This is a genomic window from Mesorhizobium sp. M8A.F.Ca.ET.208.01.1.1, from assembly GCF_004791315.1.
GTDB lineage: Bacteria > Pseudomonadota > Alphaproteobacteria > Rhizobiales > Rhizobiaceae > Mesorhizobium.
Genome location: NZ_SRUT01000001.1, coordinates 1732356 through 1755273 on the forward strand (window position 1 = coordinate 1732356; position 22918 = coordinate 1755273).

Consider the following 22918-nt stretch of genomic DNA (forward strand, 5'->3'; position numbering starts at 1 on the left):
GAGATTGACCTTTCCTTCAACCGATTTGCATCCGCACCCGCGTCATTCTCCGCTTGAAGCCATTTGTGCAACGCGATACGCCCTTGCGCAAATCGACAGAGCGGAGATTTCCCGTGAGCGCTGAAAAGACTAGAACTGAAACCGATACGTTCGGCCCCATCGAGGTTGCCGCCGACCGGTATTGGGGCGCGCAGGCGCAGCGTTCCCTCGGCAATTTCAAGATCGGTTGGGAAAAGCAGCCGGCTTCGATCGTGCGCGCGCTGGGTATCGTCAAGCGGGCGGCGGCGGAAGCCAATATGGAACTCAAGCGGCTCGATCCGGCCATCGGCAAGGCGATCATCGAGGCCGCGCAAGAGGTCATCGACGGCAAGCTCAACGATCATTTCCCGCTGGTGGTCTGGCAGACCGGCTCGGGCACGCAGTCCAACATGAACGCCAACGAGGTGATCTCGAACCGCGCGATCGAAATGCTGGGCGGCGTCATGGGCTCGAAAAAGCCGGTGCACCCGAACGACCACGTCAATATGAGCCAGTCGTCGAACGACACCTACCCGACGGCCATGCACATTGCCTGCGCCGAGCGCATCGTGCACGACCTCTTGCCGGCGCTGAAGCACCTGCACAAGGCGCTCGCCGCCAAGAGCCGGGACTTCAATCACATCATCAAGATCGGCCGCACCCACACGCAGGATGCCACCCCCCTTACCCTCGGCCAGGAATTCTCCGGCTACGCGGCGCAGGTCGCCTCGTCGATCAAGCGCATCGAATTGACGCTGCCCGGCCTGCAGGAACTGGCGCAAGGCGGCACCGCCGTGGGTACAGGCCTCAACGCGCCGGTCGGTTTCGCCGAGCGGGTGGCCGATCGTATCGCCGCCATATCAGGGATCGCCTTCGTCACCGCGCCGAACAAGTTCGAAGCGCTCGCCGCCCACGATTCCATGGTTTTCTCGCACGGCGCCATCAATGCGGCGGCCGCGGCACTGTTCAAGATCGCCAACGACATCCGTTTCCTTGGCTCCGGCCCGCGCTCGGGCCTCGGTGAATTGTCGCTGCCGGAAAACGAGCCCGGCTCCTCGATCATGCCGGGCAAGGTCAACCCGACCCAGTGCGAAGCGCTGACGCAGGTCTGCGTGCAGGTGTTCGGCAACAATGCCGCGCTGACCTTCGCCGGCAGCCAGGGCCATTTCGAGCTCAACGTCTACAATCCGCTGATGGCCTACAACTTCCTCCAGTCGGTGCAGCTGCTGGCCGACGCTTCTGTCTCGTTCACCGACAATTGCGTGGTCGGCATCGAGGCGCGAGAGGACAACATCAAGGCGGCCCTCGACCGTTCGCTGATGCTGGTGACGGCGCTTGCGCCCACCATCGGCTACGACAACGCCGCCAAGATCGCCAAGACCGCGCACAAGAAAGGCACGACGCTGCGCGAGGAAGCGCTGGCAACCGGACTGGTCAGCGAGGCCGACTATGACCGTCTGGTGCGGCCGGAGGACATGACCCATCCGGGGTAGGTCCCTGCGGACAGGCCCAAGAGGTCGTCATTCCAGGGCGATGCAGGAGCGAAGCTCCGTCGCGAAGACCCTGGAATCCATGCCGCTACTTCAGTCGAAGGGCACAACGGTGTAGATCCTGCACCGCTTGCGACTGTTTTGAGGTCGCGGCATGGATCCTCGGGTCTGCGCGCGTCGCTTCGCTCCTTGCTTCGCCCGTGGATGACGACGTCACGAGCGTCTCGGCTAATCTCCGAAGCAAGTGCTCGCAAACTTCGGAACCGAGGATCCCGTTTTGCGGCAGCACAATTTACTTCTCCAACCCAATCCCGCGACACGATTTTCGCGCGCGGCCGCCAATCCCGAAAACATCCTTCCTGTGAACAATGTGTCGCCGCATAGCCGACTTTGGTGAACAGTCGGCATCGTCTATGTGAGTGGTCATTCAACCCATTCGGAGAGCCACCATGTCCATCAACACTTCCGCCGCCGGCGCCGGCACCGCGTCCAACAGTTCTGTCACCATCCTGCTCGGCCGTATCCTGCTCGCAGTCATTTTCCTGCTGTCCGGATTCGGCAAACTATCAGCCATTTCCGGCACCGCCGCCTATTTCGGCGGCCTCGGCCTGCCGGCACCGACGGCGACGGCCGTCATCGTCGGCCTGATCGAGCTGCTTGGCGGCCTTGCCGTCCTCGTCGGTTTCCAGACCAGGATCGCCGCCTGGGTGCTCGCCATCTTCACGATCGCAACCGGGCTGGTCGCCCACACCGGCTGGGCCGACCAGATGCAGATGATCCAGTTCCTCAAGAACCTCGCCATCACCGGCGGCTTCATCCTGCTCGCCTCCTCGGGCGCCGGCGCCTATTCGATCGACGCCAAGCGCGGCTGACGCTTTCCCCTCCCAAGGACCCGAAACAAGCGGCGCGGAATTTTCCGCGCCGCTTTTTCGTTGTGTGATCACAGGCGTAGACTGCAATGGTCGCCGGTGACCGTGCCGGCAAGGGAGGGTGCCATGGGTCGCAATGCATTGCTTATGGTTTCGCGGCTGCTGTTTGCCGTGCTGTTCGTGCCGTCCGGCTTCCAGGCGCTCGCCAATATTGCTGGGACCACCAGCTATTTCTCCGGTCTTGGCCTGCCGCTGCCGGCGCTCGCCGCCTGGGGCACCGGCCTTTTTGAGCTGATCGCGGGACTGCTGATCCTCGTTGGGTTCCAGACGAGGATCGTCGCGCTGCTGCTGGCCGCCTTCTGCATTGCGGCCGGCTATATCGGCCACTATGGCCAAGGCGCCGGCGATGCGACGCTCGCTTTCCTGCACCAGCAGATGCTGATGAAGGATATCGCGATATCGGGCGGTTTCCTGGCGCTTGCCATGGTTGGCGCCGGCGCATGGTCGGCCGACGGGCGAGGCTTCGGCATAGGCGCCGACGCGACTTGACTATTTGACCGACACGCTCTGGCCGCCCTCGACCGCCAGCACCAGACGGCGATTGGTGACGCGCGCCAGTTGCGCCAGCCGGCCGGCCGGCCGCTCGCCGTAGAGATCGGAAAGCGAAGCCGGCAGCACCAGCGCCAGCACGCCGTTGGCGCGGCTTTCCCATTTCAGCCTCGGCATGATGCCGGGCATCGCGGCCGTCAGCAGGTAGACGACGCGCATCATCGCCGCCAGCACGCGCGCGCGCTCCAACAGGCGCGGCGGCGCCAGCGCCTTGATTTCGGGCGCCACCAATTCATTGAAGACGCCGTCATGACGGTAGGCGTTGGTAAGCGCCAGGTAGGCGCGGCCGGGATGATCGACGCCGATGAAGGACGCATGCGCGATGATGTTGAGCGACTGCTTGCCGCGATATTCCGGATGAGCGCGCCAGCCGATATCGGCAAGCAGGCAGGCGGCATGGCGATAGCGCGCTTCGTCTTCCGTCTCGTCGATGCCGAAAGCCTTGAAGGCCTTGCCGGTCCATTCGACCAGATCATGCGCGTGGTGGACCGAACGCGAGCGCAAAAGCGCAAGCTCCTCGGCGGCCGAGATCAGCGGATCGGCCTTCTGCTCGGCCGCCTCGAGCAGTGAATAGAGAAAGCCTTCGCGCACGCCTTGCGCCGAAACGACGATCCTGGACGGTTGCATCGCCGTCATGATTTCCTGCAGCACGAGCGCGCCGTATGGCAGCAGCGAGCGGCGGTTCTTGGAGACGCCCTCGATACCCCTCACCTTTTCGACCTCGCCCCTGGCCACCTGCTTGAGGAAGGTTTGGGCACTGTCGGCCGATATCTCGTAGTGGTGCATGACGCCGAGCGGGTAGTTGTTCATCTCCATGTGCAGCCTGGCGAGGTTTCGCCAGGTGCCGCCGACGGCGTAGAAAGTCCTGCCCTGCGCGCCCTTCAAGAGCTTGGCCCGGGCCAATTCCTGGCGCGCGATCTTCTGCGCCTGGACGAGCGAGTTCTTCGCCATATCCTGCAGGCGCAGGCCGCCGAGCGGCAGCGTGATGCCGTCGCCGATCGCCTCGCCATCGATGTCGATCAGTTCCAGGCTGCCGCCGCCAAGGTCGCCGGCAATACCGTTGGCCGGATGAAAACCTGAGATGACGCCGAGCGCGGAATAATGCGCTTCCTGGCGGCCGGAGAGCACGCGGATCTCGGTCTTGAGCACCTCCTCGGCGCGATGGATGAAATCGGGACCGTTGATCGCCTCACGGGCGGCGGCGGTTGCCAGCACGTACATGTGTTCGGCACCGGCCTGGTCGGAGAGCGCGCGGAAACGGCGAAACTCCTCCATCGAACGCGCCACCCCTTCGGGGTCGAGCTTCCCTGTCGAGACGATGCCGCGGCCGAGGCCGGCCAGCATCTTTTCGTTGAACAGCACGGTCGGCGAACGCGCCAGCCCCTCATAGACGACAAGACGGATCGAATTGGATCCGATGTCGATGATGGACAGCGGTCGGCGGTCCTGCAGCCGGCCCTGGGAATTGAACAGCATCAGGTGGTGGCGTTCTTCTTGCGGCGCTTGAACTGCGCGATTCGCTTGGGCGCATGCGATTTCAGCGCGTCACCCCGTCCCGACAGGCTCGGATTGGTCATGAAATATTCCTGCGCGTTGAACGGTTCCTCGCCCTCCTCCAGCACCACGCGCCGGGAGGTTCCATCAGCCAATACGTCGAAACTTTGCTGATTGTCCATGATGTTGCCCAGCATGATCTGGCCCAGAATCTGTTCATGCACAGTTGGATTGGTGATCGGCACCATGGTCTCGACGCGGCGGTCGAGATTGCGCGGCATCAGGTCGGCCGAGGAGATGTAGATAATCGCCTCGTCCGAGGGAAGGCCATGGCCGTTGCCGAAGCAATAGATACGGCTGTGCTCGAGGAACCGGCCGACGATCGACTTGACCCTGATGTTCTCCGACAGGCCCGGCACTTGCGGCCGCAGACAGCATATGCCGCGCACGACGAGGTCGATTTCCACACCGGCGCGGCTGGCATCGTAGAGCGCATCGATGATGATGGGGTCGACGAGCGCGTTCATCTTCATCCAGATGCGCGCCGGCCGCCCCTCCAACGCATGGGTGATCTCGGCTGAAATGTGCTGGAGGATGCGGTTCCTCAGCGTGAAGGGCGAGATCGCCAGTCGCATTTCGGCGGTCGGCTCGGCATAGCCGGTGATGAAATTGAACAATTGGGCGACGTCGCGGGCAATCGTCGGATCGGTGGTGAAGAAGGACAGGTCGGTGTAGATGCGTGCCGTCACCGGATGGTAATTGCCGGTGCCGAGATGGACGTAGTTGCGCAGCTTGCCGTCCTCGCGCCGTACCACCAGCGACATCTTGGCATGGGTCTTGAGTTCGAGGAACCCGAACACGACCTGCACGCCGGCACGTTCGAGATCGCGCGCCCAGCGGATGTTGGCTTCCTCGTCGAAACGCGCCTTGAGCTCGACCAGCGCCGTCACCGACTTGCCAGCCTCGGCCGCGTCGACCAGCGCACGCACGATCGGGCTGTCGTTGGAGGTGCGATAGAGCGTCTGCTTGATCGCCACAACTTCGGGGTCGGCCATTGCCTGGCGCAGGAACTGCACCACCACGTCGAACGACTCGTAGGGATGATGAACGACGATGTCTTTCTCGCGGATGGCGGCAAAACAGTCGCCGCCATGCTCGCGGATGCGTTCGGGAAAGCGTGGGTTGTAGGGCGTGAACTTCAGGTCGTCGCGGGGAACGGAGACGATCTCGGAGATCTGGCTGAGCGCCAGCGGCCCGGTGAGCACGCTGATGCGGCTCGACGAGACACCAAGCTCGCCGGCGACGAAATCGCGCAATTCCCCCGGCATCAGCATGTCGAACTCGATGCGGATAACCGAACCGCGGCGGCGACGCTTCAGCGCCGTTTCGAACAGCCGCACAAGGTCTTCCGACTCCTCTTCGACCTCGATATCGCTGTCGCGGATGATGCGGAACGTGCCGGAGCCCTTGACCTCGTAGCCGGGGAACAGCTTGCCGATGTAAAGGCCGACCGCCTCCTCCAGCGGAATGAAGCGGACATGGTTCTTGCGGTCCGGAAGGCGGATAAAGCGCTTCAGCGCCACCGGCAGGCGCAGCAATGCGCTCATCTCCTCGCCATTCTTGCGGTGGCGAAGCTGCAGCGCCATGGAGAAGCCGAGATTGGGAATGAACGGGAACGGATGCGCCGGGTCGATCGACAGCGGGGTGAGCACCGGAAACACCTGGTCCTGGAAATGCTCTTCCAGCCAGACCTTTTCGTCCTTGGTCAGCGCATCGCGGGTGATGCTCTCGATGCCTTCCTTGTTGAGCAGAACCGTGAGTGCCGAAAGGCTCTTCTGCTGGTCTTCCTGCAGCCGCTCGACTTCACGCAGCAATTGTTCGAGCTGCTGTTCGGGGGTGCGTCCGTCCGGGCTCTTCAGCACGATGCCCTCGCGCACCTGGCCGGCAAGGCCGGCGACGCGCACCATGAAGAACTCGTCGAGATTGGCGGCCGAGATCGACAGGAAGCGGACGCGCTCCAGCAGCGGGTGATGGGTGTTCAGCGATTCTTCGAGAACGCGGCGATTGAACTGCAGCCAGGAGAACTCGCGGTTGACGAAACGGTCCGGATTGCCTTCCGGGCTCGCTGCCGTGACGTTGTTGAATTCGCTCTGTACCGGCTTCAATTCGTTCATGATTCCTGATCTTCCGCCCGCTTTAGCCGGTTAACCGGCTTAACTTATCCTGTGGCAGGCTTTTGCGACAGTTCTCTGACAGGCTTTTGCGACAGTTTGATTTCATCGAACTTGCAAACAGGCTTGATATGATCCAGATGCAGAGAGACTGCGTTAAGGAGACGACGATGGCAGGCGGTTCCATTCCCCATTTCCAGAACGATGCGGGCCATCCGGCAATCGATATCGGGGTCAAGGAATTCATGTGCACGGGCGCCAACCCGCCTTTCGATCATCCGCATGTGTTTCTCGACATGGGCGACGACAATGAGAAAGTCTGCCCCTACTGCTCGACCCTCTACCGCTATTCGCCAAAGCTGAAGGCGACGGAAACCCTGCCCGCGGGCTGCCTCTACATCGACCAGGCCGCCTGAAGCCTTTCGCGGCAAACCGGATGGACGACACGCGCTCCCGGCAAGTCGTCATCGCCGGAGCTGGCATTGCCGGACTGACCGCGGCGGTTGCCTTCGCCGAACGCGGTTATCCCGTGCAGGTGTTCGAGCAGGCGCAGCGCCTTGAAGCGGTCGGCGCGGGCATCCAGCTCTCTCCCAATGCGACACGCATCCTTCGTCAACTCGGCGTGCTCGACCGACTGCTGTCGGCGGTGGTAAGGCCGGAGGCCGTGGTATTGAAGGACGCAAGGACGTTGCGCCAACTGGCGCGCGTGCCGCTAGGGGAAGCCGGCGAGAGCCGCTGGGGCGCGCCCTATCTCGTCGCCCACCGGGCCGATGTGCAGAGCGCGTTGATGGCACGGGTTGCCGAGATACCTGATATCCATCTCACCGTCGGGGCGCGCGTCCAAAGAATTGCGACTGGCAGCCATGGTGTCACGGCGACCGTCGAGATCGGTGGCAATACGGCGGAGGAACAAGGCTCCTTGCTGGTCGGCGCCGATGGCGTCTGGTCGTCGGTGCGCGAGCTTGTCGATGCACAAAGGATGGCATCGCCAAGAAGCCGTTTTTCGGGAGAGTTGGCCTGGCGCACCACCGTCGCGGCAGACAGCAGCGCCGGGCGGGCCTTCGCCGCGATCGGTGCAGCCGATTGCGTCACGACTTTCCTGCATACGGGTTTCCACATGGTCGTCTATCCCGTCAGTAAGGGCGACGCATTCAACCTCGTCGCCTTCACCAAAGGCGAGCGCATTACCGAGGGCTGGTCCGGCCATGCCGATCCCGGCATACTCGCCGCCGCCATGCGCGGCACCGCGCCAGGACTCGTGAAGCTGGTGGAAATAGCCGGCCCGTGGCTGACCTGGCCGCTGCATACCGTCGAACAGAGACAGCCTTGGACAATGCCAGCCGGCATCGCGCTGATCGGCGACGCCGCGCACGCAATGACGCCGTTCGCGGCACAAGGTGCCGCGATGGCGATCGAGGACGCCGCGATGCTCGCCAGCCTGGTCGCCGACTTCCCCGGCGACCTGACGCAAAGCCTCACCATCTGGGAGAAGCTGAGACGACCGCGCATCGAAAAGGTACTGAAACGCGGCGCGCTCAACCGCCTCGCCTGGCACGCCCAGGGACCGGTGGCATTGGCGCGCAATCTGGTCCTGGCGACGCGGCCAGGAGAGAAGCTCGCGGCGGATTTGGATTGGCTTTACGGCTGGGAACAGCAGCAGGTCATCCGTCGCTGAAAGGAGCTGCGGCAAAGCTAATTATACAGCCGCATCGACAACCCAAGCGATGCCGGCAGCGGGTTCCACCAGCCGGTGCGCAGGCCGGCAGTGCGCAGTGCGGCCGCAGCCCAGGTGTTGCAGCCGATCAGCGCGTTGAAACGGCCATTGGCCTCATAAAAACGGTCGAAATTGGAATAGGCGGCATTGTCGATGACGATCGGGCCGCTCGGTCCCTGCTGAAAACTCGCTTCGACAAAGTCGAGCAACGCGGCAAAACGGTCCTCGCCCACGTCGAAGCCGGCGACATCGGGGCGCGGCTCGGAGATATCGCCGGCGACGTCGACATGCATCACCGAAGCATCGAGTGTCAGCGCCTTGAATACCGGCAGCGCCTTCACTTGCGACCATGTCGGCGTTTCCAGGTAGAAGGCGCGCCCGCCCCAGCCGAAGACGAGGTAGCGCACTTCGGGGGCGTCCGAAGGCAGGCCGGCATCGGCAAGAAAACGGAAGCGCCGGCGCACCCCGTCATCCACCGGAATGGCGATGTCGGTGTGGATTGGGTTCTTCAGCACCAATATGCGCCGCGTGCCCTCGCCTGCGGCAGCCGTGGGCCAGAGCGGCCGCGGCACCAGCGTGCCGAGCGACAAAGCGAGCACCACCGCGGCAACCAGCATGACCAGCAAACGCAGGAGTTTTTTCATCGGTGCGGCTTCGCGATTCCGTTCGCGGCTCAATGGAGGCGATCACTATCCGATTGGCCAGACGCTAAAAAGCCCGGCCGTGGCGTGGCCGGGCTTTCTCGAGTCGGCGTAAAGCGCTCAGTGCAGAATCTGCGACAGGAACAGTTTCGTGCGTTCGTGGCGCGGATGGTCGAAGAACTCGGCCGGCGTGTTCTGCTCGACGATCTGGCCCTGGTCCATGAAGATCACCCGGTTGGCGACTTTCCGCGCAAAACCCATCTCGTGGGTGACGCACAGCATGGTCATGCCTTCCTCGGCCAGCCCCACCATGGTCTCCAGCACTTCCTTGATCATTTCAGGGTCGAGCGCCGAGGTCGGCTCGTCGAACAGCATGATGCGCGGGTTCATGCACAGCGAGCGTGCGATCGCCACGCGCTGCTGCTGGCCGCCGGAAAGCTGGCCCGGATATTTGTTGGCCTGCTCGGGAATCTTGACACGCTTGAGGAAATGCATGGCGATTTCCTCGGCCTGCTTCTTCGGCGTCTTGCGCACCCAGATCGGCGCCAGTGTGCAGTTCTCCAGGATGGTCAGATGCGGGAACAGGTTGAAGTGCTGGAACACCATGCCGACCTCGCGGCGCACCTCGTCGATCTTCTTGAGATCGTTGGTGAGTTCCTTGCCGTCGACGATGATCTTGCCCTTCTGGTGCTCCTCCAGCCGGTTGATGCAGCGGATCATGGTCGACTTGCCGGAGCCGGACGGGCCGCAGATGACGATGCGCTCGCCGCGCATCACTTTCAGGTTGATGTCCTTCAGCACATGGAACTCGCCGTACCATTTGTGCATGGCGACGATGTCGATGGCGACATCGGTGGTGGAAATCTGCATCTTGGCGGCGTTGACCTTGATCTCTTCCGCGCTGACGGCGTTTTCGGTGGCCATGGCTGGGTCCCCTTGTTCTTTTGTTTAGCGTTTGTAGCCGGTGTCGAGCCGGCGTTCCGTGTACATTGAATAGCGCGACATGCCGAAGCAGAACAGCCAGAAGACGAAGGCCGCGAACACAAGACCGGATTTCGCGGTCTGCGCCGTTGCCCAGTTGGCATCGGAGAAGTTCTGCTTGACGATGCCGAGCAGGTCGAACATCGAGATGATGAGGACCAGGCTGGTGTCCTTGAACATGCCGATGAAGGTGTTGACGATGCCGGGAATGACCAGCTTCAGCGCCTGCGGCAGCACTATCAGGCCCATCTTCTGCCAGTAGCCGAGGCCGAGCGAATCGGCGCCTTCATACTGTCCCTTCGGGATCGCCTGCAGGCCGCCGCGCACGACTTCGGCCATGTAGGCGGCGGCAAACAGCGACACGCCGATCAGCGCCCTCAGATATTTGTCGAAGGTGACGCCGGCCGGCAGGAACAGCGGCAGCATGACGCTGACGAAGAACAGCACCGTGATCAGCGGTATGCCGCGCACGGCTTCGATGAAGATGACGCACAGCATCTTGACGATCGGCATCTTCGAGCGCCGGCCGAGCGCCAGCACGGTGCCCAGCGGCAGCGACACGGCGATGCCGACGAAGGACAGGCTCAGCGTGATCAGCAGCCCGCCCCAGCGTGAGGTTTCGACATGCGGCAGGCCGAATATGCCGCCGACCAGAAGGAAGAAGGAAACGATCGGCAGCACCAGGAACAGCAGGATCGCGTTCAACCCCTTGCGCGGCACACGTGGCATCAGCATCGGCACCAGCAGTGCCACGAACAGGATGGCGACCAGGATCGGCCGCCAGCGCTCCTCGACCGGATAGGTGCCGAACATGAACTGGCCGAACTTGGCGTTGACGAAAGCCCAGCAGGCGCCGCTCCAGCCGTCGGGCTGAATACCGCCTTGCGCGACGGTCGCGCAGACCGTGCGGTCCGGCCCGGTCCACTGTGCGTTGATGAACGCCCAGTTGATGACCTGCGGCAGTACCCAGGCGACGATGACGATGCCGAGGATGGTGAGGATGGTGTCGCCGACCGAACCGATCAGGTTCCTGCGCACCCAGGCGACGGGACCGCTGACGCTCGCCGGCGCGGGCTGCGCCAGCGCCATTTCGGTCCGCACCCAGGACATGTCATGTTCCTGCATGGCTCTACCTCTCCACCAGCGCCATTCTGGCGTTGACCACGTTCATCACGGCCGAGGTCACCAGGCTGAGTATGAGATAGGCGATCATCATGATCAGCACGCCTTCGACCGCTTGTCCGGTCTGGTTCAGAACCGTGCCGGCTGTCGCCGTCAGGTCGGGATAACCGATGGCGATCGCCAGCGAGGAGTTCTTGGTCAGGTTGAGATACTGGCTGGTCAGCGGCGGAATGACGATGCGCATGGCCTGCGGCACCACGACCAGCCGCAGGATCGACCCGGATCGCAGACCAAGCGCTGCCGCCGCCTCGGTCTGGCCCTTGCTGACGCCCCTGATGCCGGCGCGCACGATTTCGGCGATGAAGGCCGCCGTGTAGCAGGACAGCGCTAGGTAGAGCGACAGGAATTCCGGCTTGACCTGGAAGCCGCCGGTCAGGTTGAACGTCGACTGTTTTGGAAGATCGAAGCTCAGCGGAAAGCCGCTCAGCACGTAAGCGAGCAGCGGCAAGCCGACGACCAGCGCGGCGGAAGTCCAGAACACGGGAAATTGCTGGCCTGTCGCCATCTGCCGCTGACGCGCCCTGCGAGCGACGAACCACGACATTGCGATGCCCACGACAAGGGCGACCAGGATCAGCCAGGAGCCGTCGCCCCAGACCGGGCGCGGAAAATAGAAGCCGCGCTGGTTGAGGAAGGAGCCGAAGGGCAGATGATAGGAGTCGCGCGGCGCCGGCAGCACGGCGAGCACGCCGGAATACCAGAAGAAGATGACCAGCAGCGGCGGGATGTTGCGGAAAATCTCGACATAGACCGTGCAGATCTTCTGGATCAGCCAGTTCTGCGACAGGCGACCGATGCCGATGATGAAGCCGATAATGGTGGCGGTGATGATGCCGGCGGCGGCAACGATGATGGTGTTGATCAGGCCGACGATGATGGCGCGGCCATAGGTCGAGTCCGACGTATAGGCGATCGGCGTGTCCGATATGTCGAAGCCGGCGCGCCCCTTGAGGAAGCCGAAGCCCGAGGCGATGTGCAGGCGATGCAGATTGTCGATGACGTTCTGCACGATCCACCAGATGGAGCCGAACAACAAGACGACGACCAGCGTCTGGAAGAAGAGACTGCGTATTCTCGGATCATTGACGAAGGAGCCGCGGCTCGGCTCCTCGCGTAGGATTTCCTGCGATGCCATGTCACGTCCCCTGTGAAAGAGAAACCGGAAGGCAGGTGCCTGCCTTCCGGATCACATTTCGATCAGCGGATCGGCGGAGCGTATTGCAGGCCGCCCTTGGTCCACAGCGCATTGATGCCACGGGCGATCTTCAGCGGGCTGCCCGAACCGACATTGCGGTCGAACATTTCGCCGTAATTGCCGGTGGCCTTGACGATGTTGACGACCCAGTCGTTGGAGACGCCGAGATCGGTGCCGATCTTGGTGTCGGCCTCCTGGCCGAGCACGCGCTTGATCTCCGGGCTGGCGGAGTTCTTCATCTCGTCGACATTGGCCTTGGTGATGCCGAGTTCCTCGGCGTCGAGCAGGGCGAAATAGGTCCACTTGACGATGTGGTACCACTGGTCGTCGCCCTGGCGAACGGCAGGTCCGAGCGGCTCCTTCGAGATGATCTCGGGCAGCACGACGTGATCGGCCGGCGAGCCGAGCGTCAAGCGAATGCCGTAAAGGCCCGACTGGTCGGTGGTGTAGACGTCGCAGCGGCCGGCATCATAGGCGGCGTTGACCTCTTCCAGCTTCTCGAAGACGACCGGATTGTACTCCATCTTGTTCGCCTTGAAGTAGTCGGCGAGGTTGAGCTCGGTGGTCGTGCCGCTCTGCACGCAGACGGCGGCGCCCGAAAGCTGCAGCGCCGAATTGACGCCCGGCAGCTTCTTGGCGTTGATCATGAAACCCTGGCCGTCATAGTAGGTCGTGCCGATGAAATTCAGGCCAAGCGCGGTATCGCGGTTGATCGTCCAGGTGGTGTTGCGCGACAGGATGTCGACTTCGCCGGACTGCAGTGCGGTGAAGCGCTCCTTGGCGCTGAGCGGCGTGAACTTGACCTTGGTGCCATCACCGAAGACGGCGGCGGCAACCGCGCGGCAGAAATCGGCGTCGATGCCTTGCCAGTCGCCCTTGTCGTCCGGCGCCGAGAAGCCGGCCAGACCGGTCGAGACGCCGCACTGGATGAAGCCCTTCGCCTTGACTGTATCGAGCGTGCCGGCCGACGCGGCCGACGCCATCAGTCCGAGCGTGGCGACGCCGAGAATGCCGATAGCAATGTGTTTCATAACCCACAGACCCTTTTCTGTTTTTTCAGGCAGACCCTGATCTTTTCTCCCGTGTGAACGAAGCTCCCATCCCGGCCCATTCCCGGAACCCCGCGTCGCAAATCGGCGCGCCGCCTCCCATTCACGAACAGCATCGAAGGCGATAATTCTTGTGAGGTCAAGGAAAATGACCGAATTGCAACGGGTTTGAAAATCGATTGCCCGAAATGCCTGAATTGCAGACAAACGCGCCCGCGATTTAGTCACAAGCGCGAATTGAATCGGCAAAGCTCATTTGACGCGGATGTGAGCCGGCTCCGTGAAATCCATTGCGGACAATACCTGAGTGTTACTGCCTCCAGCACGAAATGCATTGACGTCGCGGAATACCCCCGGCCGGCGATTGCCGGTCAATATTGCTCGTGAACAAAGCCGGTACGCAGGTCAAAGCGCGGGAAAGACGAGCCAGACGCCGATCGCAACCATCAATGCGCCGGAGATGCGCGGGATCAATTGCCCGGCCGGGACCATCTTCTCCAGGAGAACAAGGATGGCGATGCCGGCGATCCACAGGACGTTCATGACACCGCCGACAAACAGCAGGGCCATCAGCGCCCAGCAGCAGCCGAGACAATAGGCGCCGTGGCCGATGCCGAGCCGAAGCGCGCCGGGCGGGGTGGTGCGGAAGCCGCCATGGCTGGTCAGGAATGCGATCGGCGCCTGGCATTGGCGCAGGCAGACGCCCTTGACCGGCGTCCATTGATAGAGGCCGGCGGCGATCAGGACGAGGCCACCGAGGGTCGCACTGTTGGTAGCCATTGCCGGATCAAGCAAGGCGAAACGGGCGAGCAGCCATTGCGCGCCGGTGGCCGCGATGCTGAAGACGATCCAGACGATGAGATAGCCGGCAAAAAACCATGCCGTCGACGCGATAGGCTGGCCATCGACCCGTGCCTTGCGGCCGACGCCTGCATAGAGCAGCAACATCGGCGCGACCGAAGGCGTCATCATGCCGACCATCATCACGGCCCACATGGTGAAGATGAAGACGAAATCGGCCGATGCCCAGGTCCTGAAACCCGGCGCCACGGCGGCGCCCATATCCATGCCGCCAATATCCGTGTTCGACATGTCCATCCCGGCCATGCCGCCTGCCGCGCCGTCCGCGACGGGGACACCAGGCATGGCCATGTCGACGGCGAGCCAAAGAACATAGGACCAGGCGAGCAAGGCAATCACGACGAGCGCCGTCATCACGACCGCGCGGTCGCGCCGCAGCACAGCCTCGAGAGCCGTGTCGCCCATTGGATCAGGTCAATGCACGACGCCGCTCTGCGTGAGATGCAGATTGGCGAAATGGCTGTGCGTGTCGGCCACCTCGAACTTGATCGGGCCGGTCGCCTTGGTCCAGCCACGACCGATCTCGGCGATCGCGTATTCGAAGCCGCGCGGCAGGTCGATGCGCGCCCTGTGCTCGGCACCGGTGACCGGGTTCTTGATCGGCTCGCCATGGCCGTCGGTGACGCCCTTGACGTGCAGCCGGCCGGTTCGCGCGTCGACGTCGACCTTGAAATCGATCGCGGCGAAGATCGGATCGTGGAATTTCTCCAGCGTGGTCGAAAAGACCTGGAATATCGTTGCGCCCGGCTCGGTGTCCTGGCCGCCCAATATGCGAAGCAGAGCTTCACGCTGGGCTTCGCTGGCCCTCTCGTCGATAACCACCGCGGCCTCGCCCCTGCCCTGGTGGATCGCGCCGGGCCAACTGAAAATGCCGACGAACCGCAACCCGTCCAGCTTGGTGTCGCCGTGATGGCCGGTCTCGATCTCCATGCCGGCGACCGCCTGGCAGAATCCGTATGTTGGCATGGCGTTGAACTGGCACGGGCAGCCATAGGCGCAATTGCAGTTGATGAATTCGCGTGCCTTCATCGTCCATTTGACGTCAGGCATGTTCTTCCTCCCTTTGCCGCGCGGTGGGCGCGATACCCGGATTGGGGACCAGGAGAGGTAGCCGGCAAAAACCATCCGGCAGCATCTGATCGAAGCAATCCGGCGATTAATATTAGAAATTGATTATATATCTTTCACAGCCGGCTACAATAGGCCGACCGGCCGGCGACTGGGCGTCCGGCAAGGCACGGCCGCACCTGGTCGGTCCGATTCAGATCAACCCCCAGCTGTTTTCCGGACCCGGGAATTGGCATATTCGAAGTCCATTCCTGGCGGACAGTCGGCTGTTGCACGGTCCACGACGCCGCACTATGGCTAGCGCCTTATCAGACAGGGCGACCAAGAATGGCGAAAGACGGCAGCGAGCAGGGTTCCGGCAAGGTGGGCATCAACACCCGGCTTGCCCATTCAGGCAACAACCCGCACGACTATTTCGGCTTCGTCAATCCGCCCGTGGTGCACGCCTCGACCGTGCTGTTCCCCAATGCCGCCGCGATGGCCGCACGCAACCAGAAATACACCTACGGCACGCGCGGAACACCGACGACCGATGCCCTCGCACAGGCGATCGATGCGCTGGAGGGGTCCGCCGGCACGATCGTGGTGCCATCGGGCCTGGCGGCGGTGACCATTCCGCTGCTCGCCTTCGTATCGGCGGGCGACCATCTGCTAATCGTCGATTCCGTTTATCACCCCACGAGAAACTTCGCCGATACGATGCTGAAGCGATTGGGCGTCGAGGTCGAGTATTATGCGCCCCGTATCGGCGCCGGCATCGCGGCCTTGATCAAGCCGAACACCAAAGTGGTGTTCACCGAATCGCCGGCCTCCAACACATTCGAGGTGCAGGATATCCCGGCGATCGCCAAGGCGGCGCATGCGGCCGGCGCCATCGTGATGATGGACAACACCTGGGCGACACCACTCTATTTCCGGCCGCTCGACCACGGCGTCGACATCTCGATCCACGCGGCGACGAAATATCCGGCCGGCCATTCGGACGTGCTCCTCGGCACGGTCTCGGCCAATGAGGCCTGCTGGAAGCAGCTCTACGAGAGTTTTTGCACGCTTGGCTGCTGTTCGGGACCCGACGATGTCTATCAGGTGCTGCGCGGCCTGCGCACGATGGGCGTGCGGCTCGACCATCATCAGCGCAGCGCGCTTGCCATCGCCTCGTGGCTCGAAAGCCAGCCGGGCGTGGCGCGGGTGCTCCACCCTGCCCTTCCCAGCCATCCGGACCACGATCTGTGGAAGCGGGACTTTTGCGGTTCGAGCGGCATCTTTTCGATCGTGCTGGCCGGCGGTGGCCAGCGGGAGCAGCACGCTTTCCTCGACGCATTGCGCATCTTCGGTCTCGGCTATTCCTGGGGCGGCTATGAGAGCCTGGCGGTGCCGGTCTGGCTTGTCGACCGCGTCGTTGCGAAAGGCCCTTATGAAGGTCCGTTGATCCGCTTGCAGATCGGCCTCGAGGATGTCGACGACCTGAAAGCCGACATCATGCGCGGGCTTGCAGCGGCCGCCGCCTGATCTGTCTGGCCGCCCGGAAGAGTTGGCAGACGGCCACAACACACTGACGCTGATGGCAAAGCGCGAGCCGCTCGCAGCATCCCGGCGAGCGGTCTCGCGCAATATTATTCTCCCACGCCGCGACTTTGCGGATTTGTTTGACTTTCAAATCCGCGAGTTCGGCTCCATTGCGTTGGACAGGGCGTCCGCGCCAAATCCATTTCGTCATAAAGCTTGCCATGGCCTTTCGTTTTTTTGTTCCCATCCTCGCCGGCGCGACGCTGCGTGAACGCGTCCTGGCGTGTATCGGCGCCACGATCGGCATTGCCCTGACCGGCGTGATCAGCGGGCTGGCGATGGGCGGCGGCCCGCATGTGGCCCTGCTGGTGGCGCCGATGGGCGCCTCCGCCGTGCTTCTGTTCGCCGTGCCGGCGAGCCCGCTGGCTCAGCCCTGGTCGATCATCGGCGGCAATTCCATATCGGCGCTGGTCGGCGTGACCGTGGCGCATTTCATCCATGATCCGGTGATGGCCTCGGGTCTCGCGGTGGCCTTGGCCATCGCCGCGATGTCGTTCACGCGCTGCCTGCATCCGCCAGGTGGTGCCGCCGCGCTGACGGCGGTGCTCGGCGGGCCGGCCGTCATCAGCGCGGGCTTCCTGTTCCCGTTCGTGCCGGTGGCCTTGAATTCGACCATCCTGGTGGCGCTGGGCTTCCTTTTCCACAAGCTGGCGCGGCGCAACTACCCGCATGTCGCCGCACCGCCCGCAAACAGCCACGGTACCGCCGATCCGCCGGCTCAGCAGCGCGCCGGTTTCCGGCCCGAGGACATCGACGCGGCGCTGACGGCGCTCGACGAGACCTTCGATATCGACCGCGACGACCTCGAACGACTGCTGCGACAGGTCGAATTGCAGGCCATGGTGCGGTCGCACCGGACGCTGCTGTGCGAGGACATCATGTCGCGCGACGTGATTTCGGTGGCCGAACAAGCCACCACCGACGAAGCACGCCAGCAACTGCTCGATCATAATATCCGTACGTTGCCGGTGGTCGATGCGGATGCCCGGCTGGTTGGCGCCGTCGGCCTGCGCGAGCTGACGAAAGCCGTCGATACGGTGAAGGGCGTGATGGCAAAAGCCGGCACCGCCTCGCCCGAGACGCCGGCGATGAGCCTGCTTCCCGTGCTGACCGACGGCCGCAGCCATGCCGTGGTCATCGTCGACGGCGAGCGGCGCATTCTCGGCCTGATCACGCAGACCGACCTGCTGGCGGCGGCCGCCCGCGTGCAGACGGCAGACAAGGGTCTGGCAGCGGCCTAGAATAGCGGACGTGGATCCCACCGATCTGGGAACCTTTTGCCGGCAGGCGCATCCAACGTGCAGTCAAGCGCCTGTTCGAAGAGGCGCCTGTTCGAAGAGGCGTCTGTTCGAAGAGGCGTCTGTTCAGGGAGATCCGGTCGCGATGAGCAAGCTCGCAACGCCCGCCACGGTGCCTATGATTGCCGAAAGCCTTTCCGGCGACATGCTGCTCGTCCACCGGGCGCTGGCGCGCGAACCGGATGCCTTTCGCGCCATCATGAAGATACACAACCAGCGGCTCTACCGCATCGCGCGCGGCATTCTGCGCAACGACGCCGAAGCCGAGGATGTCGTCCAGGAGGCCTATGTCAGCGCCTTTGTCAGCCTGGCGGCGTTTCGCGGCGAATCCACGCTTGCCACATGGCTGTCGCGCATCGTCATCAACGAAGCTCTCGGCCGCCTGCGCAAGAAGCGTCGCACAGTGGAGATGCCTGACAACCCGGAACCGCAAATCATCCGGTTTCCCCTCAATTCCAACGACGATCCGGAGCGGGCGATGGCGCAGCGGCAGATTCTCGCACTTGTCGAACGGGCGACCGACAGTCTGCCCGACATCTACCGCATGGTCTTCGTCGCCCGCGTCATCGAGGGCCTGAGCATGGAGGAAACCGCCGATTTGCTTGGTGTGCGGCCGGAGACCATCAAGACGAGGCTGCACCGGGCCCGTGTCCTGCTGCGCAAGGCGCTGGACAATGAAATCGGTCCGGTGCTGCTCGATGCCTTCCCGTTCGCCGGACGGCGCTGCGAGCGACTGACCCAGGCGGTGATGGGACGGCTGGGTTTCGAATGATGCCGTCCTGATTTTCCGGGAACGTTTCCTCCCGTCGCGCATCCAATGAGCGTCAACTGAAATTTGAGCCCCGCGCCTCCGCGCGGTCGGGCCAAGGAGGATGCCATGTTCACCCGATATACCGTTGCCCTTGCCGCCCTGCTTCTCGTCGGCGCTGCCCCGGTCTCGCAAGCCGCCGACAAGCCGACGGACCCGCAGATCGCCCATATCGCCTATACGGCCGGCGTCATCGACATCGAGGCGGCCAAGCAGGCGATCAAGAAATCAAAGAGCAAGGAGGTGATCGATTTCGCCAAGGACATGGAGCGCGACCACGAAGCGGTGAACAAGCAGGCGCTCGATCTCGTCAAGAAGCTGAAGGTGAAGCCCGAGGACAACGCCACCAGCCAGGCGCTGACCAAGGCCGCGACTGAGGAACGCGCCAAGCTCGCCAAGCTGAAAGGTGCGGCTTTCGACAAGGCCTATATCGAAAACGAGGTCGCCTATCACAAGCAGGTCAACGGCGCGCTCGAAACGCTGCTCATTCCCTCGGCCAGCAATGCCGAGCTGAAGAGCCTGCTCGAGACCGGCCTCAAGATCTTCCAGGGCCATGAGCAGCATGCCGAACACGTCGCCGGCATGCTGAAATGAAAGCGGGCGCCTTGGACCATCTGGCGGGGCTGGCCATGCTGGCGCTGACCCTTACGGCGGCGCCGGCAGCGGCGGCAGCCATCCAGGTGACGATCGACAGGCTCGTCTACTCGCCGGCCAGCGTCGATGCGAAGGTCGGCGACACGATCGAGTGGGTGAACAAGGACGTGATCGCCCATACGGCTACGGTGAAGGGTGGCTGGGGGGTGATGATCCCGCCGAAGAAGTCGGCAAGCCTGAATTTGAAGGCGGCGGGAACCATCGACTACTTCTGCCGCTTCCACCCCAACATGAAAGGCCGCTTGGTGGTGGCGCCGTGAGACTGAGAGATCGATGGCGAAAAGACCACTTCGCCGTCGATCGGAATATTAGAGCAAATCCAGGAAAAGTGCGTGGCGGTTTTCCGTCCGGGATTGCTCCAGGTCTATCGGCCACGGCTCTCTTTGAAGGTTCGGTGACTTGTGTTGCTCCCGCTAGACGTCAAGGGCCGTGTGGCGGCGAAGGCGTCCTGGTCCGCGTCCCGCGCCGGTCGATCGCCAACGAGGTTCGCCGCGCCTCATCGGGCCGTGTGATATGGGTCCACGAACCGTCGTAGCTCGGCTTGCGCCGCTCGATCCACGCATTCAGCCCTTCACGCAGGTCGGCGGTCGGAGCCATACGGCCGAATTGCTCCGCCTCAATCAGCAGCCCCTCGGCAATACCCTGGTTGAGGCCCCTTGCCACCGCCGTGAGAATGCTTGCGACGGCCGGTCCGGAATGCCGCAGGATACGCTTGGCCAGATCAAATGCCGCCGGCATCAGTTCGGCATGCGGCACAACCTCGTTGACGAGACCCAGCTCAAGCGCCCGCGGCGGCGGAAACCAGTCGCCCGTCAACAGCAGTTCGAGCGCCCGCTTGCGCCCGGCCAGCCTCGGCAGGCGTTGGGTTCCACCAAAAGTCGGCGGCATTGCAAGGTTGATTTCGGGCTTGGCGAACAGCGCACGGTCACTGGCGATGGCGAGCGGAACGGCCTCGGTGATTTCGCAGCCACCGCCAAAGGCAATGCCGTTGACGGCAGCGATGACCGGTTTGCGGAACGCTTCCAGCCGTGCCGTCAGCCGCTGCCCGCGCATGACGAAGTCGCGCATTGCGATATCGGCGCCAAGCGCCACGCTGGCCGAGAATTCATGGATGTCGCCACCCGCCGAAAACGCCCGCTCCCCTGCTCCGGTGAGGATGACAACCCGGACGCCGTCATCGACTTCAATGTCGTTGAGAACCGCAAGCAGGCGATCGATCAGGGCATAATTCAGTGCATTGAGCTTTTCGGGACGATTGAGGGTGAGGACGGTAACCCCGTCGCGGGTCTCGCTCAGGACAAGATCGGTCATTTGGCTTCCTTCCAGCTTGTTGACGAGTTGGAAGGTTACGTCGTTCGCACCTTGTGTATATTCACTAGTCGGTATACTTAGACTCATGGCCGAAGCACAAAGCCCCACCCGCAAGCGCCTAGTCGATGCCGCAACCAGATTGTTCTACGCGGAAGGAATCGGCCGTGTCAGTGTCGACGCCGTCGCCGAGGAAGCGGGCCTCACCAAGCGGACGCTCTACTACCACTTCAAGAGCAAGGACGACCTCATCGCAGCCTATCTCGACGGCCGCGATCAGCCCAATCTGAAACGGATGGCCGGCTGGTTCGAAGCCGAGCAAGGGGGCGTGGACAGCAAGGTCGAAGCCATCTTCACCAATCTGGCCCGGGCCACGCGCCATCCAAAATGGAAGGGATGCGGCTTCCTGCGCACAGCTGCCGAGCTTGCCTCGATGCCTGGACACCCGGCGGTCAAGGTCGGGGCGCGGCACAAATCCAACTTCGAGACATGGCTGGCCACGGAATTGTCCGGGCACGATATCGAGGGGCCGCAGGCACTGGCCCGCGAGATCGTGCTGCTGATAGAAGGCTGCTTTTCGATCATGCTGATCCATCGCAATCCCGACTACGTCGAAGCCGCCGGACGAGCCGCGGCGACGCTGGTCAGGGCGCGGATGTCGGTCAGTCAGATGCAGGGCTAGGCCCCGAACGCCAGCCACGCCGTACCGGCGGCGAGCGTGATCAGTGTCAGCGGCAGGCCGACCTTGAAGAAGGCACCGAAAGACAACGGTGTACCAGCGGCCTTGGATTGTTCGGCGACGATCAGGTTGGCGACCGAGCCGAGCAAGGTGAAGTTGCCGGCCAGCGTCGAACTCATGGCCACCACCAGCCAGGCGCGCTCGGGGTTTTCCAGGCCGGGTATGAATGGCCTGAGCGCCAGCACGGCAGGAACATTGCTCATGATGTTGGACAACACGGCGGTGAACCCCGACAGCCTCCAGACGTCGTCGAGCCCGATGTTCTTGGCGGAGGCGATCATGTCAGGCGTCAGCAGCGTCTTTTCCGCGCCGGCAACCACCACGAACAGACCCGCGAACATGAACAGCAGCGGTCCGTCGATCTCATGGTAGATGCGCGATGGCTTGATGGCGCGCGTGAGCAGCAGGATGGCGCCGCCGATGAGCGCCGCCTTGGCTACGGGAACACCGGCGAAGAAGGCGATCGCCAGCCCGATGCAGACGACCACGGCCTTCAGCACCTGGCCACGATGCATGCGGCCGCGCGAGATGTGTGGCGCCAGTTCGCCGTTGCGCCTGAATTCGGCGCGATAGACGATCCGCACAATGACGATGACCGCGACAAGGCCGAACAAGGCGACCGGCGCGAGCGCCGCCGAAAAGGCCGGATAGGAAATCCCCGACAGCGCGCCGATGACCATGTTCTGCGGGTTGCCCGTGATGGTGGCGACGCTGCCGCAGTTCGAAGCGGTGGCGGTGGCGATCAGATAGGGGATCGGATTGCGGTTGATGACACGGGTGACGTGGACGACGATCGGCGCCATGACCAGGCAGATGGCGTCGTTGACCAGGAAGGCCGACAGCACGCCGGTAAGGAGCGTCACCATCACCAGGAGCATGAACGGCGCATGCGCGTGCTCGATGGCAATGGCGCCGAGACCGCGAAAGGCGCCCGATACTTTCAGATGCGCCACCACGATCATCATGCCGAGCAGAAGCGTGATGGTGTCGAAATTGATGGCGCGATAGGCATCCTCCATGCTGAGCGCGCCGATGGCGATCATCGCTGCGCCGCCAAGCAGCGCAATGCCCGCGCGGTCAAGCCGCAGGCCAGGGATGCGGCCGATGGCGACGCCGGCATAGGTAAGGACCAGGATCAGCAGTGCCGCGCCGCCCATCAATGTCATCGGTAGAAGCCCTGCTCGATCTGCCCGCGCGCCGATG

At 63.1% G+C, this 22918-nt stretch carries 22 protein-coding genes; 11 read left to right on the plus strand and 11 right to left on the minus strand.

Going from position 1 to position 22918, the window contains the following annotated elements; all coding sequences use genetic code 11:
• Positions 1-113: 113 nt before the first annotated feature.
• The 3 genes from fumC (at position 114) to EN851_RS08930 (ending at position 2926) form a co-directional block, all read left to right on the plus strand.
• Positions 114-1511, plus strand: a complete 1398-nt coding sequence (gene fumC, locus EN851_RS08920; RefSeq protein WP_127871489.1) for a class II fumarate hydratase — start codon at positions 114-116, stop codon at positions 1509-1511.
• A gap of 446 nt (positions 1512-1957) precedes the next feature.
• Complete coding sequence (locus EN851_RS08925; protein WP_127871488.1) at positions 1958-2380, plus strand: DoxX family protein; 423 nt, start codon at positions 1958-1960, stop codon at positions 2378-2380.
• Positions 2381-2503: 123 nt separating this feature from the next.
• A complete protein-coding gene (locus tag EN851_RS08930; protein ID WP_127871487.1) occupies positions 2504-2926 on the plus strand; it encodes a DoxX family protein in 423 nt (140 codons plus the stop codon).
• Here EN851_RS08930 and ppx read toward each other — a convergent pair whose 3' ends face one another.
• Together ppx and EN851_RS08940 are read right to left on the minus strand one after the other, a co-directional pair.
• Positions 2927-4462 (minus strand): exopolyphosphatase, encoded by a 1536-nt coding sequence (ppx, locus tag EN851_RS08935; protein WP_127871486.1) that lies wholly within the window; start codon positions 4460-4462, stop codon positions 2927-2929.
• Positions 4462-6654, minus strand: coding sequence for an RNA degradosome polyphosphate kinase (locus EN851_RS08940; protein WP_135929001.1), 2193 nt, complete (start codon positions 6652-6654; stop codon positions 4462-4464). Before EN851_RS08940 ends, ppx begins: the two co-directional genes overlap by 1 nt.
• 167 nt (positions 6655-6821) lie before the next feature.
• Here EN851_RS08940 and EN851_RS08945 point away from each other — a divergent pair, with 167 nt between their 5' ends.
• Together EN851_RS08945 and EN851_RS08950 are read left to right on the plus strand one after the other, a co-directional pair.
• On the plus strand, positions 6822-7067 hold the full coding sequence (locus tag EN851_RS08945; RefSeq protein WP_015318409.1) for a zinc-finger domain-containing protein: 246 nt from the start codon (positions 6822-6824) through the stop codon (positions 7065-7067).
• Positions 7068-7087: 20 nt separating this feature from the next.
• Positions 7088-8326 carry an FAD-dependent monooxygenase gene (locus EN851_RS08950; RefSeq protein WP_135929002.1) on the plus strand — a complete coding sequence of 413 codons (1239 nt, stop codon included), beginning with the start codon at positions 7088-7090 and terminating at the stop codon, positions 8324-8326.
• 17 nt (positions 8327-8343) lie between these two features.
• Here EN851_RS08950 and EN851_RS08955 read toward each other — a convergent pair whose 3' ends face one another.
• The 7 genes from EN851_RS08955 to EN851_RS08985 all read right to left on the minus strand — a co-directional run bounded on the left by EN851_RS08955 (position 8344) and on the right by EN851_RS08985 (position 15324).
• The gene (locus EN851_RS08955) at positions 8344-9009 is read right to left on the minus strand and encodes a TIGR02117 family protein (RefSeq protein ID WP_135929003.1); all 666 of its coding nucleotides are present in this window, start codon (positions 9007-9009) and stop codon (positions 8344-8346) included.
• A 117-nt stretch (positions 9010-9126) separates the two neighbouring features.
• Positions 9127-9930 (minus strand): amino acid ABC transporter ATP-binding protein, encoded by an 804-nt coding sequence (locus EN851_RS08960; RefSeq protein ID WP_127277334.1) that lies wholly within the window; start codon positions 9928-9930, stop codon positions 9127-9129.
• A 24-nt stretch (positions 9931-9954) separates the two neighbouring features.
• Entirely contained in the window at positions 9955-11112 is a 1158-nt protein-coding gene (locus EN851_RS08965) for an amino acid ABC transporter permease (protein ID WP_127277336.1), read from the minus strand.
• Positions 11113-11116: 4 nt separating this feature from the next.
• Positions 11117-12304 carry an amino acid ABC transporter permease gene (locus EN851_RS08970; RefSeq protein WP_135929004.1) on the minus strand — a complete coding sequence of 396 codons (1188 nt, stop codon included), beginning with the start codon at positions 12302-12304 and terminating at the stop codon, positions 11117-11119.
• A 62-nt stretch (positions 12305-12366) separates the two neighbouring features.
• Positions 12367-13395: an amino acid ABC transporter substrate-binding protein gene (locus tag EN851_RS08975; RefSeq protein WP_127871480.1), complete on the minus strand. Its 1029-nt coding sequence runs from the start codon at positions 13393-13395 to the stop codon at positions 12367-12369.
• 423 nt (positions 13396-13818) lie between these two features.
• A complete protein-coding gene (locus EN851_RS08980; RefSeq protein WP_135929005.1) occupies positions 13819-14679 on the minus strand; it encodes a DUF2182 domain-containing protein in 861 nt (286 codons plus the stop codon).
• 9 nt (positions 14680-14688) lie between these two features.
• On the minus strand, positions 14689-15324 hold the full coding sequence (locus EN851_RS08985; RefSeq protein WP_135929006.1) for a DUF1326 domain-containing protein: 636 nt from the start codon (positions 15322-15324) through the stop codon (positions 14689-14691).
• A 345-nt stretch (positions 15325-15669) separates the two neighbouring features.
• Between EN851_RS08985 and EN851_RS08990 the strand changes: the two genes are divergently transcribed.
• The 5 genes from EN851_RS08990 to EN851_RS09010 all read left to right on the plus strand — a co-directional run bounded on the left by EN851_RS08990 (position 15670) and on the right by EN851_RS09010 (position 19928).
• Entirely contained in the window at positions 15670-16851 is a 1182-nt protein-coding gene (locus EN851_RS08990; protein WP_135883565.1) for a cystathionine beta-lyase, read from the plus strand.
• A 218-nt stretch (positions 16852-17069) separates the two neighbouring features.
• The gene (locus tag EN851_RS08995) at positions 17070-18149 is read left to right on the plus strand and encodes an HPP family protein (RefSeq protein ID WP_135929007.1); all 1080 of its coding nucleotides are present in this window, start codon (positions 17070-17072) and stop codon (positions 18147-18149) included.
• 142 nt (positions 18150-18291) lie between these two features.
• A complete protein-coding gene (locus EN851_RS09000; RefSeq protein WP_189521790.1) occupies positions 18292-18978 on the plus strand; it encodes an RNA polymerase sigma factor in 687 nt (228 codons plus the stop codon).
• Positions 18979-19083: 105 nt separating this feature from the next.
• A complete protein-coding gene (locus EN851_RS09005; RefSeq protein WP_135929008.1) occupies positions 19084-19608 on the plus strand; it encodes a DUF4142 domain-containing protein in 525 nt (174 codons plus the stop codon).
• Positions 19605-19928, plus strand: a complete 324-nt coding sequence (locus EN851_RS09010) for a cupredoxin family copper-binding protein (RefSeq protein ID WP_189521791.1) — start codon at positions 19605-19607, stop codon at positions 19926-19928. Before EN851_RS09005 ends, EN851_RS09010 begins: the two co-directional genes overlap by 4 nt.
• A 160-nt stretch (positions 19929-20088) precedes the next feature.
• On the opposite strand, the gene EN851_RS09015 is transcribed toward EN851_RS09010, so the two are convergent.
• Complete coding sequence (locus EN851_RS09015; protein ID WP_135883563.1) at positions 20089-20979, minus strand: crotonase/enoyl-CoA hydratase family protein; 891 nt, start codon at positions 20977-20979, stop codon at positions 20089-20091.
• Positions 20980-21064: 85 nt separating this feature from the next.
• Here EN851_RS09015 and EN851_RS09020 point away from each other — a divergent pair, with 85 nt between their 5' ends.
• The gene (locus tag EN851_RS09020) at positions 21065-21658 is read left to right on the plus strand and encodes a TetR/AcrR family transcriptional regulator (RefSeq protein ID WP_135929009.1); all 594 of its coding nucleotides are present in this window, start codon (positions 21065-21067) and stop codon (positions 21656-21658) included.
• On the opposite strand, the gene EN851_RS09025 is transcribed toward EN851_RS09020, so the two are convergent.
• The gene (locus tag EN851_RS09025; protein ID WP_127276647.1) at positions 21655-22881 is read right to left on the minus strand and encodes an anion transporter; all 1227 of its coding nucleotides are present in this window, start codon (positions 22879-22881) and stop codon (positions 21655-21657) included. The genes EN851_RS09020 and EN851_RS09025 overlap by 4 nt on opposite strands.
• Between the last annotated feature and the right edge of the window lie 37 nt (positions 22882-22918).

Excerpts from the sequence above, each read along its gene's own strand:
- EN851_RS08980 (WP_135929005.1), bottom strand. The coding sequence starts at position 14,679 with ATGGGCGACACGGCTCTCGAGGCTGTGCTGCGGCGCGACCGCGCGGTC.
- EN851_RS08940 (WP_135929001.1), bottom strand. The coding sequence starts at position 6,654 with ATGAACGAATTGAAGCCGGTACAGAGCGAATTCAACAACGTCACGGCA.
- EN851_RS08965 (WP_127277336.1), bottom strand. The coding sequence starts at position 11,112 with ATGCAGGAACATGACATGTCCTGGGTGCGGACCGAAATGGCGCTGGCG.
- EN851_RS09020 (WP_135929009.1), top strand. The coding sequence starts at position 21,065 with ATGGCCGAAGCACAAAGCCCCACCCGCAAGCGCCTAGTCGATGCCGCA.
- EN851_RS08960 (WP_127277334.1), bottom strand. The coding sequence starts at position 9,930 with ATGGCCACCGAAAACGCCGTCAGCGCGGAAGAGATCAAGGTCAACGCC.
- EN851_RS09010 (WP_189521791.1), top strand. The coding sequence starts at position 19,605 with ATGAAAGCGGGCGCCTTGGACCATCTGGCGGGGCTGGCCATGCTGGCG.
- EN851_RS08950 (WP_135929002.1), top strand. The coding sequence starts at position 7,088 with ATGGACGACACGCGCTCCCGGCAAGTCGTCATCGCCGGAGCTGGCATT.
- EN851_RS09000 (WP_189521790.1), top strand. The coding sequence starts at position 18,292 with ATGAGCAAGCTCGCAACGCCCGCCACGGTGCCTATGATTGCCGAAAGC.
- EN851_RS08930 (WP_127871487.1), top strand. The coding sequence starts at position 2,504 with ATGGGTCGCAATGCATTGCTTATGGTTTCGCGGCTGCTGTTTGCCGTG.
- EN851_RS09005 (WP_135929008.1), top strand. The coding sequence starts at position 19,084 with ATGTTCACCCGATATACCGTTGCCCTTGCCGCCCTGCTTCTCGTCGGC.
- EN851_RS08995 (WP_135929007.1), top strand. The coding sequence starts at position 17,070 with ATGGCCTTTCGTTTTTTTGTTCCCATCCTCGCCGGCGCGACGCTGCGT.
- EN851_RS08945 (WP_015318409.1), top strand. The coding sequence starts at position 6,822 with ATGGCAGGCGGTTCCATTCCCCATTTCCAGAACGATGCGGGCCATCCG.
- EN851_RS08955 (WP_135929003.1), bottom strand. The coding sequence starts at position 9,009 with ATGAAAAAACTCCTGCGTTTGCTGGTCATGCTGGTTGCCGCGGTGGTG.
- EN851_RS08990 (WP_135883565.1), top strand. The coding sequence starts at position 15,670 with ATGGCGAAAGACGGCAGCGAGCAGGGTTCCGGCAAGGTGGGCATCAAC.
- ppx (WP_127871486.1), bottom strand. The coding sequence starts at position 4,462 with ATGCTGTTCAATTCCCAGGGCCGGCTGCAGGACCGCCGACCGCTGTCC.
- EN851_RS08925 (WP_127871488.1), top strand. The coding sequence starts at position 1,958 with ATGTCCATCAACACTTCCGCCGCCGGCGCCGGCACCGCGTCCAACAGT.
- EN851_RS08970 (WP_135929004.1), bottom strand. The coding sequence starts at position 12,304 with ATGGCATCGCAGGAAATCCTACGCGAGGAGCCGAGCCGCGGCTCCTTC.
- EN851_RS08975 (WP_127871480.1), bottom strand. The coding sequence starts at position 13,395 with ATGAAACACATTGCTATCGGCATTCTCGGCGTCGCCACGCTCGGACTG.
- EN851_RS08985 (WP_135929006.1), bottom strand. The coding sequence starts at position 15,324 with ATGCCTGACGTCAAATGGACGATGAAGGCACGCGAATTCATCAACTGC.
- EN851_RS09015 (WP_135883563.1), bottom strand. The coding sequence starts at position 20,979 with ATGACCGATCTTGTCCTGAGCGAGACCCGCGACGGGGTTACCGTCCTC.
- EN851_RS09025 (WP_127276647.1), bottom strand. The coding sequence starts at position 22,881 with ATGACATTGATGGGCGGCGCGGCACTGCTGATCCTGGTCCTTACCTAT.